Source organism: Planktothrix tepida PCC 9214 (assembly GCF_900009145.1).
GTDB classification, from domain to species: domain Bacteria; phylum Cyanobacteriota; class Cyanobacteriia; order Cyanobacteriales; family Microcoleaceae; genus Planktothrix; species Planktothrix tepida.
The window spans coordinates 274,314-286,679 of record NZ_LN889812.1; the positions used below are offsets into that span (position 1 = coordinate 274,314).

Annotated in this window: 10 protein-coding genes; 7 read left to right on the forward strand and 3 right to left on the reverse strand. The window is 40.7% G+C overall.

What is annotated here, in order from left to right; all coding sequences use genetic code 11:
• The first annotated feature begins 47 nt into the window (after positions 1-47).
• From PL9214_RS21080 to PL9214_RS21090, 3 genes are all read left to right on the forward strand, one after another.
• Entirely contained in the window at positions 48-1,013 is a 966-nt protein-coding gene (locus PL9214_RS21080; protein ID WP_072720704.1) for an acyl-CoA desaturase, read from the forward strand.
• Positions 1,014-1,222: 209 nt separating this feature from the next.
• Complete coding sequence (locus PL9214_RS21085; protein WP_072720705.1) at positions 1,223-1,495, forward strand: acyl carrier protein; 273 nt, start codon at positions 1,223-1,225, stop codon at positions 1,493-1,495.
• A gap of 100 nt (positions 1,496-1,595) precedes the next feature.
• On the forward strand, positions 1,596-2,087 hold the full coding sequence (locus PL9214_RS21090; protein WP_072720706.1) for a DUF302 domain-containing protein: 492 nt from the start codon (positions 1,596-1,598) through the stop codon (positions 2,085-2,087).
• Positions 2,088-2,147: 60 nt separating this feature from the next.
• Here PL9214_RS21090 and PL9214_RS21095 read toward each other — a convergent pair whose 3' ends face one another.
• The 3 genes from PL9214_RS21095 to PL9214_RS21105 all read right to left on the reverse strand — a co-directional run bounded on the left by PL9214_RS21095 (position 2,148) and on the right by PL9214_RS21105 (position 8,674).
• Positions 2,148-3,953 carry an SLC13 family permease gene (locus PL9214_RS21095; RefSeq protein WP_072720707.1) on the reverse strand — a complete coding sequence of 602 codons (1,806 nt, stop codon included), beginning with the start codon at positions 3,951-3,953 and terminating at the stop codon, positions 2,148-2,150.
• Positions 3,954-4,058: 105 nt separating this feature from the next.
• Positions 4,059-5,570, reverse strand: coding sequence for a NupC/NupG family nucleoside CNT transporter (locus PL9214_RS21100; RefSeq protein WP_072720708.1), 1,512 nt, complete (start codon positions 5,568-5,570; stop codon positions 4,059-4,061).
• Positions 5,571-5,872: 302 nt separating this feature from the next.
• Positions 5,873-8,674 (reverse strand): cation-translocating P-type ATPase, encoded by a 2,802-nt coding sequence (locus tag PL9214_RS21105; RefSeq protein ID WP_072720709.1) that lies wholly within the window; start codon positions 8,672-8,674, stop codon positions 5,873-5,875.
• A gap of 225 nt (positions 8,675-8,899) precedes the next feature.
• Here PL9214_RS21105 and PL9214_RS21110 point away from each other — a divergent pair, with 225 nt between their 5' ends.
• The 4 genes from PL9214_RS21110 to PL9214_RS21125 all read left to right on the forward strand — a co-directional run bounded on the left by PL9214_RS21110 (position 8,900) and on the right by PL9214_RS21125 (position 12,352).
• A complete protein-coding gene (locus PL9214_RS21110) occupies positions 8,900-9,676 on the forward strand; it encodes a LemA family protein (RefSeq protein ID WP_072720710.1) in 777 nt (258 codons plus the stop codon).
• Positions 9,677-9,880: 204 nt separating this feature from the next.
• Positions 9,881-10,426, forward strand: coding sequence for an LptA/OstA family protein (locus PL9214_RS21115; protein WP_072720711.1), 546 nt, complete (start codon positions 9,881-9,883; stop codon positions 10,424-10,426).
• A 22-nt stretch (positions 10,427-10,448) separates the two neighbouring features.
• A complete protein-coding gene (lptB, locus tag PL9214_RS21120; RefSeq protein WP_072720712.1) occupies positions 10,449-11,177 on the forward strand; it encodes an LPS export ABC transporter ATP-binding protein in 729 nt (242 codons plus the stop codon).
• On the forward strand, positions 11,174-12,352 hold the full coding sequence (locus PL9214_RS21125; RefSeq protein ID WP_072720713.1) for an LptF/LptG family permease: 1,179 nt from the start codon (positions 11,174-11,176) through the stop codon (positions 12,350-12,352). Before lptB ends, PL9214_RS21125 begins: the two co-directional genes overlap by 4 nt.
• Positions 12,353-12,366 lie beyond the last annotated feature (14 nt).

A 12,366-nucleotide genomic window follows, 5' to 3' on the forward strand; every position in this document is an offset into this window, starting at 1 on the left:
ACCCAGAAAAGCAATGATTAACCGCAATCATAAACCTAGCTGATCCAATGATTACAGAGCCTCTTGTTAATCCAGACAAAAGACAAAAAACCGTCACAGCCCCTCACCTGAGAGTTCCTCAAACCATACACTTCATCTTGTTTGAAGTTGTACCTTTTTTGGGATTCATCACCGCCATTGTTTTACTATTGTTCGGAATTCCTATGACTTGGGTGGACTTAGGGCTGTTTATCAGTTTGTGGTTCTTAACTCAAATTGGCTTTACTGTGGGTTGGCATCGCCTTTTTAGCCATAATGCGTTTAAAGCTAATGTCGTTGTTAGAGTGACCTTAGCAATTCTAGGTTCTATGGCAGCCCCTGGCCCCTTGCTGTTGGCAGTAGCCGCCCATCGTCGTCATCATGAATATGCCGATCAACCCGGAGATCCTCATTCTCCCCATCTTTTTGGAGAAGGAGTTACGGATCAGATCAAAGGCTTTTGGCACGCTCATGATGGCTGGTTAGCGACCAACAGAGAACACCCCAATACCATCCACTATGTTCCAGACTTACTGCGGGACAAAGCCCTAACAACAGCGAGCCGATATTATTGGCTGTGGGTGATTTTAGGACTGGTCATTCCTGCTATCCTAGGCGGTGTTTTGACAAACTCATGGCTGGGAGCTTTTCAAGGCTTTCTTTGGGGAGGACTGGTGCGGATGTTCTTTGTCAATAACCTCATCAATGGCGTCAACTCTTTTTGTCACGTCCTTGGCGGTCGCTCCTTTAATACCCCTGATCACAGCCGGAACAATCTCTGGCTGGCTCTTCCTTCCTTGGGTGAAGGATGGCACAATAGTCACCATGCTTTTCCGCAATCAGCCATTTTTGGTTTCGACTGGTGGCAAGTTGATATCGGGGGCTGGGTTGTCCTCATTTTAGAAAAGCTGGGTTTAATTTGGGATGTCAAGATTCCTAAAGCCGATACTATCAAAGCTAAAAAAGCTTTTTTAGCAGCTAGAAAGGCAACATAGCAGGATACTAAAATCTATCTCGTCTACTGTCTTAATTATGAACCTAATTTTCTTGTTTTAGAAATTTAATGTTCACTCATAAAAACCCAGAAAAAAACCCAGAAATTTAGGTTTATAATTTAGGGAAGGGACTTTTAACGACCCAATCCATTGCTCCCATTTTTGGTGAGCAAAATTTTTATCCCAGACCCATTCAGGAAAAAATTATCATGGCAATTCAAAATCAAGAAATCGCTGTTGAAACCCACAAGAACCAATCTGCTATTCAAGCTTGGTTGGTTTCTTATATAGCCCAACTTCTGGAAATTGATCCCAATGAAGTTGATGTTAAAGCTTCTTTTGACCGCTATGGCTTGGATTCCTCAGCGACTATTGGATTAACTAGCGATTTAGAGAACTGGTTGGGAGGTTCTATTGATCCAACCATAACCTATGATTACCCCTCAATTGAGTCTTTATCAAAATATCTAGCTGGATTATAAGCTAATTCAGGTCTGAAAAAAAATATTAAACCCCTTGCTATTGGCTAGGGGTTTAAAAATTAGATATTTAAAATATTTGTAAAAGCCGAAATTAACAGATATGGAAACTATTAATTTCACCGTAAACCACATAAAAGTGTCTTCAGAAAAATCCTTTGCCCAAGTCACCACGGCTATAGAGTCAATGGTTGGTAAAGCTAATAATCTGATTTTTCAAAAGTTGATAGATGCAAATGCCTCTTTTACAGAAGTAGAAAATGCAGTTAAATCAATGGTGGGTAAACATGATTTAATGATTTTTACACACCTTGAATCTGGTAAAGTGCTTTCCTTATGTGGCAAATTTAAACAAGCTAAACTTTATATAATTGGTAATCCCCTGATTGCGAATCAAATGTTTGAAGAAGACCCGGCAGTCGGTCTTTACGTTCCCCTGCGATTGTTTGTGTATGATGAATATAATGGCAAAACTTATATTACCTATGATCAACCTTCATCTCTATTAGGTAGATTTGAGAATCCGAAAATTTTGAGAGTTGCAGAAATGCTCGATCAAAAGCTCCAAGAATTAGTGACAATGGCTGTTCAATAGTATAGCAAAAATTAGAATTAACCCGGGGTTTAGTATTGGTGAACTACCGCTTCTTCTCTACTATTTGATGGGGGATAATCCATATAACCAAACAATTAATAATGGGGTGACAATAGTTAGGATTAAATTCAAAGGAGCTCCAACACGGGTAAAGTCGAAAAATTTATATCCTCCAGGGCTGTAAACCATTGTATTCGTTTGATAACCAATGGGGGTCATATAACTATTAGAAGCGGCAAAGGTAACAGCATACATAAAGGCAAAGGGATTTAAGCCTAATGTTATAGCAACTTTTACCGCAATCGGAATCATTAAAACAACCGTTGCATTATTCGAGAGAATTTCTGTCAGAATTGATGTGGCAATATAGAAGAATAATAAAATCCAATAACCGGATAAATGACCGCCAAAACCGACCAATGTATCAGCTAACCATTGAGTTGCACCGGATTTATCCATTGCAATTCCTAATGGAATTAATCCTGCTAATAAAAAGATGACATCCCAACGGACAGCACCATAGATTTCTCCGGGTTTAATACATCCTGTAATCACCATTAAAATCACACCTGCTAAAGCACTAACCAAAATTGGCATAATATTAAAAGCAGCGAGAACAATAACGCCTAAAATAATTGCCAGTGCGACCCAAGCTTTATCTTGTCTTAGGTTTTCTACATCTCGTTCTTCTAAAACTAATAGTTCCCGTGTGGTTTGTAACCCAATAAAGCTTTGTTTAGGGCCTTGAAGTAATAACAAATCCCCAAATCTTAAGGGAACTTTCCCTAATCGTCCTTGAACTAATTCTGAACCACGACGAATGGCTAAAACCGTTGCGTTATAGCGTTGACGAAATCTTAAATCTTTTAAAGTTGTTCCAATTAATCGAGAATTAGATAAAATTAAAACTTCGGCTATTTTTTCTTCTCCTGAACTCAATACTGTTTCTAAGGATTCCTCTTTAAACTTAACATCAGGAAGCAGTTCTAAACCTCTCTCATCGCGAATTTTGAGTAAATCTTCTCGACTACTGCGAACAATTAAAATATCTCCTGCATTTAACACTTTATCCCCCAAAGGTTGGGGAAAGCGCATTTTATTTTGAATTAATTCAAGTACATCTAAATCAAATTTGCGTTGAATTTCACTTTCGTTAACGGTTTGTCCCACCAAACTAGAACGAGGAGTAATCACGAGTTCACTGACATAATCTTTTAACCCATATTCCTGTTCAAGAACCTCAAAATTGGGGGGTTTACGGTCAGGTAAGAGCCGAGGAGCAATAATAGCTAAATAAATTAAACCGATAATAAAGGTGACAATGCCTAATACCGTAAACTGAAATAACTGAAATTCCCCATATCCAAGTTGTTTAGAAATACCACTGGCTAAAACGTTGGTTGAGGTTCCAATGACGGTAATCATTCCCCCTAAAACGGTTACATAGGAAAGAGGAATTAATAATTTAGAGGGGGAAATTTTTTGTTTGCGACACCAATCTTCAATAATGGGTAAGAAAATCGCAACTACTGCGGTGTTATTAATAAATGCCGTAATGGGGCCAACAATTAATCCCATAACGAAAATTTGTTGGTTAGCGGTTTTTCCGCCCCATTTCACTAACCCATCTCGAACGGTTTGTACAACTCCTGTTTTAGTAATTCCAGCACTTAAAATAAACATTGCCATCACCGTAATTGTGGCAGAGTTACCAAACCCAGATATGCCTTCATCCGGTGTAACGAGCTTCAAAATCATTAATACAACGGTAACGGTGAGGGCTGTTAAATCAACGGGAAGCCACTCAAAAATAAAGGCAATTAAAGCCAGAACAACAATACTAAGAGTCAGAATAATATTGGTCATGAAAAATCTAATCGGGTGTATCGAAACTCAGAAAATCGCAATTGGGGGTTTGTAGGGGCGGGGTCATCCCGCCCATAATTCAGTCAGCTGCTACTCTCTCTTGACCTAAGATTTAGGCTTTTCAGAGGGTGCTGTTGTCGCTTTAGGGGAAGGAGAAGGTTTAGGGGTTGGAGTTACCGTCGGCGCAGGGGTTGGCGTGGGTGAAACCGTTGTATTAGGAGCCGCAGGGGTGCTAACGGCCGGGGTTGTCGCAGGTTCACCCATAATACTTGGATTCCCATTATCATAGAATCCGGCTAAACAAGCAATCATCATCGTAGCTAATGTTCCAGCAAATAAAGCTTTCCACCCTAATTCGGAAATATCTTTTCGCCGAGAAGGAACTAAACCGACCATTCCCCCCACGAAAATTCCCACCGAAGCTACATGGGCAAAACCTGATAAAGCATAACTAACAATTAACACGGTTCTAGGAGTAATTAATCCTTCTTTGGCGGCTTCTGCTAAGGCTTGATAGGGAGGAATTGCTGTTTCTAATAACCGACGACCAATAATGACTGAAGCTGTCCAAGAATCTTCAAAGGGAACTCCTGTTAAAATTGTTAAGGGATAAAATATAAATCCCAAAATATTCGCTAACGTTAAAACTTTAAAAACATCTCCCACCGGACTTGGTAATAAACCTAACCAGGCTGAAAATTGATTCACTAAAGAAACTAATCCTAAAATTAAGATCAAAACCGCAGCAATGGCTACGGACATTTTCACCCCATCTAAGGCTCCAATAATGGCTGAGTCTAGGGGGCTAACTCGCTCCATCAGTTCACCGCCAACGGTTTCTAAATGGGGTTCTCCGTCTTCGTGGGTAATTAAGTTTTCTTCTTTCTTTTCTTCGGGTAATTTTCCTAATGTTAAGGGTTTGTCGGTTTCAGGAACTAAGATTTTAGAAATCACAAAACAGGCTGGAATCGCCATGATAGACGCGGACACTAAATGCCCTAAAATATTCGGAAAAACGGGTCTTAAGAAACTGACATAAATGGCTAAGGTTGATGAAGCAGCCGTTCCAAAACAACAACTTAGAATCGCACACAGTTCAGAACGGGTCATCTTTTCTAAGTAGGGTTTAACCACAATGGCGGCTTCAATTCCGACAAAGATATTGGCTGCACCGCTTAAGGCTTCTGCCCCACTTAAACGCATCGTTTTATAGAATAACTTAGCAAAAATATTGGTAACAACTTGAATCACACCTAAGTTATATAACAGTGCCATTAAGCCAGAGAAGAAAATAACGGTTGGTAAAGCTCTAAATGCAAAAATATAACCTAAATTTACATCGGGGGTTTGCCCAGGAATGGGGACAATATTTTTCCCAAAAACAAATCTAGCCCCTGTATCTGCGGCTGTAAATAAGCTATCGAGGAGGCTACTAAACCATTCTAAAGCCGTTCTGGTGGGTGGGAAAAGAAATACGAAAAAGGCTAAAACCAATTGTAAGCCAATCCCTAAACCCATTGTTCGCCAAGGGATGACTCGTTTATTTTCTGAGAATAACCAAGCTATAAAGCATAAGCCAAAGATTCCCAAAAAAGAAATTAAATTTAGGTAACTCATAAGTGTTTTTGGCTATATTCCTGATTAATTATTTCCCCATTTCCAGCACCCTGGGTTCTCGTCCTGATTCTATGGCGAATGGGGTCAATTGGCAATACTGTTGAGTGAAACTCACAACACCCACTCGGAAGTTAGGTTCAGGGACGAAACCCAAACACAACAAAGACCGTTTTAAAAAGGATAGGGTTAGCCGTAGGTTGTTGAGTGCAACGCTACCACTAACCCTGTCAAACGTCAATGTCACCAGACCCAAAAACCGAGTTTATAATCGTTATCTTGGGGTTTCAATTAAGAGTTATCCTTTACAAACTGGGGGTTTGACGACGTTGGAAAAACCATCTTTGAACCAGTTTTTCCATTTCAATCCAGATAAACATTAAGGCACTAAAACCTAAACAGATTAACAATTCAGTGAACGTTAACGGGTGAGTTCCAAAGAAACTTTGTAAGGGCGGAACATAAATTAATAGTAACTGAAGAACGGTAGTTAATAAAACCGCAGCCCAAAGATAAGGATTGGTTGCGGGATTCATTTGTATTGTTAATTGGTTATCAGAACGTACTGCTATAGCATGACCCATTTGGGCTAAACATAAGGTTGTAAACACCATTGTTTTCCAACGTTCAGGATTACCCGCGATTTTAGTATGATCGTAAGCCCAAACCATTAAAACAATCGTTAAAATGGCAAAAATAATCCCAATTCTCACCATATATAATCCTAATCCTCGCGCAAAAATACTTTCACGGGGATCATTAGGAGGACGTTGCATCACCGCAGGTTCGGCGGGCTCCATCGCTAAGGCTAAAGCAGGTAAACCATCCGTGACAAGGTTCATCCATAAAATTTGTAATGGCGATAAAGGAACACCCCCTAAACCTAAAATCGGAGAAGAGGCAATTACTAAAACTTCCCCAATATTACTACCGAGAATATATTTAACAAAACGGCGAATATTACTATAAACCACTCGTCCTTCTTCTGTGGCGGCAACAATGGTGGCAAAGTTATCATCCAGCAAAATCATATCACTGGCTTCTTTACTAACATCGGTTCCGGTAATTCCCATCGCAATGCCAATATCGGCTTGTTTTAAGGCGGGAGCATCATTGACTCCATCCCCGGTCATGGCTACAAATTCACCATTCTTTTGCAAGGCTTGAACAATGCGAAGTTTATGTTCAGGAGAAACCCTGGCGTAAACACTGACTTGTTCAACTTCTTGTTCTAATTCTGTTTGAGAAAGTTTCTGTAATTCTTGACCTGTTAAACTTAAATCATCAGGGGAAGCAATCCCTAAATCTTGAGCAATGACTTTCGCCGTTAATTGATGATCTCCGGTAATCATCACTGGACGAATTCCGGCTTCTCGACACCGTTTAACCGCTTCTCGAACTTCAGGACGGGGCGCATCTAACATTCCCACTAATCCTAACCAAACTAATTCCTGTTCGGCGGCTTCTTCAGTGCCTTCTTCAGGTAATGTTGTTAAAGATCGAGTGGCAAATCCTAAAACTCGTAATCCTTTTCCGGCCATTTCATTATTTTGGTCGAGAATTCGTTGGCGGTCAACTTCAGTTAAAGAAACCGTTGTATTCCCCACCAAAACAGCATCACATTGAGCTAAAATCAACTCCGGTGATCCTTTTGTAAACATCGAAAATTCATCATCAGATTGACAAATCACACTCATGCGCTTGCGTTCTGAAGAGAAAGGAATTTCAGCAATACGGGGGTTTTGTTGATTATGAGTTTCTCTAAATAAACCGACTTTTCCCGCTAACGATAATAACGCTCCTTCTGTGGGATCTCCTAAAATAATCCATTGATTTTTATCTTGTTGTAATTGAGCATCATTACATAAAACACAGGCTGTTAAAATAGGTTGTAAAACTTCAGCAGCAGGAGAGAGGGTGCTATTTTCATCAGAGGTGATCAATCGTAATTCCCCAACGGGAGCATACCCTTCTCCGGTGACTTGAAACACTTCATTTAAGGTATAAACTGATTGTACCACCATTTTATTTTGGGTGAGAGTTCCGGTTTTATCCGAACAAATAGTGGTAACAGAACCCAGGGTTTCCACCGCCGGGAGTTTACGAATTAAGGCATGGCGTCGTACCATGCGTTGGGTTCCAATGGCTAAAGTCACCGTTACCACCGCCGGTAAACCTTCGGGAACAACGGCCACCGCCATACTCAGCGAAACTTCTAATAAATCTTCTAAACTACTAAAACTGCCCGTTCTAATCACGCCACCAATCACCACCAAGGCGACTAAGGCTAAAGACCCACTAACCAACACATTTCCTAACTGAGACATCCGTTGCTGGAGGGGAGTGGGTTCACTTTCGACTCCCTGAATCATTTCCGCAATGCGTCCCAGTTCCGTCGTCATTCCGGTATTGGTGACAATGACTTCTCCCCGTCCCTGGACAACTTCCGTCCCCATGAATACCATATTAATGCGATCGCCTAACGGTGCATCTTCGGGTAATTCCACACTGGGTTTTTTAATCACCCCTTCCGCTTCTCCCGTTAAGGCGGCTTCTCGGACTTGCAAATTCTGAGCTTCAATTAAGCGACCATCCGCCGGAATTTGCACCCCCGCTTCGAGAAACATAATATCCCCTGGAACCAATTCTTTCGCTGAAACTTCCAACAGCTTACCGTCCCGCATCACCCTAACTTTGGGTGAAGACATCCGTTTTAGGGCAGCTAAGGCTTGTTCTGCACGGCTTTCTTGGAAATAGCCCAACATCCCATTCAAAATCACAATCGCAAAAATGGCAACGGCGTCCTTGGGAAAAGCCCCCTTTCGTAAATCGATAAAGGCAGATACAATGGCGACAGCAATCAGCATCACGAGCATAATATTCGTGAACTGATCCCATAAAATCTCCAAGGGACTGCGACCCGCGCCTTCTTCTAATTCATTCAGACCATATTGTTCTTGTCGTTGAGTCACCTGTTGTGGGGTTAACCCTGTTTCGCTATCTGTATCGAGTACCTTAAGGGCTTTCTCAGCAGCGAAGCTGTGCCAAGTGGTAATGGGTTCTAAGGTCGAATCAGAAGACATTGATGAGGATTCGGGAGATACCATTGTCTACGTCCTAAACGTTCCGGCTAATCTACTTTAATCAAATGATAGGTGATTTGTAGGATGTCTGGAAACCCGCATCCGATCTATTTTGAGGCTAGTCCAGAGGAAATAATACTTATTACCCTTTAAAAAAAGCCTTTTTCAAAAAGATTAACACTTTTTAATCCCTATAAAAATATTCTATTTTAGGGGTTTGAATGCTAAAATTGATGGAGAGAAACTCCTATGAACAATCCCGAAAATTCTAAAATTCCTGAAGAGATTGCATCTGAAGTGTTAGAAGTTGCATCTCGACTGTATTCTGAATCCAATAATAGTTATTCTGTAGAAGCGTTACAACAGGCTGGAAAAGAAGTATCCATCCCCCCAGAATTGATTGAAAAAGCGATTCAAGAAGTTCGGGAGACACATCAACGACAAGAGATTGAACGGCAACAATCTCAAGAAAAAAATAAAGTTTTACAAAAAGTTGGGATGGGAATTGCTGGCGTTATCCTACTCTGGAGTATTTTGATTTATAATTCTCTTGCCAGCCACAAACAAAATGTTAATGCTTCCTGGGCGCAAGTAGAAAACCAAATGCAACGTCGTGCCGATTTAATTCCTAATTTAGTCGCAGTTACAAACGCCCAAGCTAAACAGGAAAAAGAAATTATTCAACTTTTAATTCAATCCAGAGAATCTTATTTAAAAGCCAATTCTATCCCCGAAAAAATAGCAGCCAGCACTCAAATCAGTACGGTTATTCAACAATTGAATCAATATGCAGCGACTAACCCCCAACTGCAATCTTCTCAAACCTTTAGTAATCTTCAATATGAACTAGCGGGAACTGAAAATCGCATCGCCACAGAACGCCAACGCTATAACCAAGCTGTCAAGAATTATAATCAATCTCTACAAACTTTTCCTAATATTTTGATCAGTTCCCTTTTCAATTTTCAAGAACAACCTTATTTCCAAGCTGAGGATAAAACAGTTCCTAAAGTTAATATTCCGTAGAGGACTGAGGGGAGAGGGGGAAACGGGGAGAAGGGGGAGAAGGGGAAACGGAGAGAGAAGAGGGGGAATCAACCGCTAACCGTCAACATTCAATAATCGAGTACAATAGGCACACAGACTTAATAAACTTTTATTGTTCGTATTAAAACCGTTGATTGCTCAATTGCATCACCCAGTTACCGTTTTAGGATTTTTAAGGTCATAATGCTGATTGCCAAGCTGTTAAAATCAATCACTCTCCCCTTGGGGTTCACACTGCTGTTACCCTTTGCTCTAATCAGTAGTTTGGTCACAGATAGCGTGATGAGTTCCTCCCCTAGCTATGCACAAACCGTACCTGCGGCTAAAAACGCTGTGGGACGGGCGATGACCGTTCGGTCTGATATTCAAGAAGCGGATGCTCAAACGGGAATTGTTACCGCACGGGGTAACGTCCAGATTAACTATCCCGCCCGCAGTATTCAAGCCACTGCCGCCCAAGCGCAATATTTTAGTCGAGAACGTCGCATTGTTCTGAGTGGGAATGTGTTTGTTTTGCAAGAAGGCAACACTATTCGAGGTGAAACCGTCACCTATTTGATTGATGAAGGACGATTTATTGCTTTACCTCAAGGAGGCGGACAAGTAGAATCGATGTATTTAGTCCCCGATGAAACCGCCAGCCCTAAAAACGCAACGGTGGAACCTTTTAATCCTAAACCTGCGTTTAAAACCCCGTTAAGTTCACCTTCAGCACCTCGTAACCCTTAAATTATTTCTAACAAACCCCGTTATGAAAATAGTGCTGGAGAATATTCACAAATCTTACCGTAAACGCACCGTTGTCAGTCGAGTTAATCTCTCCGTTTCTCAAGGGGAAATTGTGGGATTATTAGGGCCAAATGGTGCCGGAAAAACCACGACATTTTATATTGCAACGGGGTTAGAAAAACCAACCCAAGGAAATGTTTATCTCAATGAACTTGATATTACCCATTTACCCATTCATCAACGCGCCCGGTTAGGCATTGGTTATTTAACTCAACAAGCCAGTATTTTTCGCCATCTCAGTGTCAGGGATAATATTTTATTGGTTTTGCAGGAAACTCGTGTTCCGCGTCATTTATGGCAAAAACGTCTGCATACTCTGTTGCGGGAGTTTCGTTTAGAAAAAGTTGCCTCCACTTTAGGCTATCAAGTTTCTGGAGGAGAACGACGACGCACAGAATTAGCTCGTTCCTTAGCGGCGGGGTTAGAATTGCCTCAGTTTTTACTCTTAGATGAACCCTTTGCCGGAGTTGACCCGATTGCGGTTTCTGAAATTCAAGAAATCGTCGCTCAATTACGCACTCGCAATCTGGGAATCTTAATTACGGATCATAACGTCCGAGAAACCTTAGCGATTACAGACCGAGCCTATATTATGCGGGATGGACAAATTTTTGCATCGGGAACCGCCGAAGAACTCTACAATAATCCCCTAGTGCGGCAGTATTATCTTGGTGACAGTTTTCAACTATGAAAATTACTCTTTTTAAACCGTTGGGTTCAGGTAAAATTTTCCTGCCCTATCTCTCAATTTTAGATCGATATTTAATCCAAGAAATCATTCCGCCCTTTGTCTTTGGAGTCGGATTATTTAGCTCCGTTGCCCTCACGGTGGGAACGGTTTTTGACCTAGTTCGACAAGTGGCAGAATCGGGGATGGCGGTTTCCATTGCTGTTCAGATTTTTCTCTTAAAAATGCCGGAATTCATCGTTTTAGCCTTTCCGATGGCGATGATTTTAAGTGCATTAATGGTTTATGGCCGTTTATCCAGTGATAGTGAATTAATTGCTCTCAGAAGTTGTGGAATTAGTTTATATCGGTTACTAATACCAACTTTAATCTTTAGTTTTTTGATTACAGGTTTAACGTTTGCGTTTAATGAAGTGATTGTTCCGGCTGCTAATTATCAAGCCTCTGTCACCTATGAACAAGCGTTAAATGAAGGCAACCTTCCCATTCAGGAAGATAATATTTTTTATCCCGAATATGAGAAAATAAAAATTGAAGGAACAGATAAAAAATTTAGTCGCTTAGTGCGATTGTTTTATGCTGAAAAATTTGATCGCGGTCAAATGTTGGAAGTGACGATTTTAGATCGTTCTCAACCGGAATTAACTCAAATTATTTCTTCCAAATCTGCCAATTGGAATTTCGCCCAAAATACTTGGGATTTCTTTAATGGTACGGTGTATATTGTTAATCCCGATGGTTCTTATCGTAATATTGTTCGATTTGATCATAAACAGCTTAAACTCTCTCGCACTCCAATGGATTTAGCGTCCAAAAAACGAGATTTTGATGAGATGAATATTGCTCAAGCTCAAGATTATTTAAAGTTAATGAAATTGAGCGGTGATCAACAAAGAATTGTTAAAACCAAGGTTAGAATTCAACAAAAATATGCTCTCCCATTCTCCTGTGTAGTCTTTGCGTTATTGGGGGTAGCATTAGGCAGTAGACCCCAAAGTACCAGCCGAGCGACCAGTTTCGGGATTAGCGTTATCGTGATTTTCGGATATTATTTACTCTCGTTTATCACCGGAGCCTTGGGTCAAAAAGAAATTCTCACTCCCTTTTTCGCGGCTTGGTTGCCAACATTTTTAGGTATTGGAATTGCAAGTTTTTTATTAGTTCGTGCTTCTAAGTAGAAACATGATGCTGA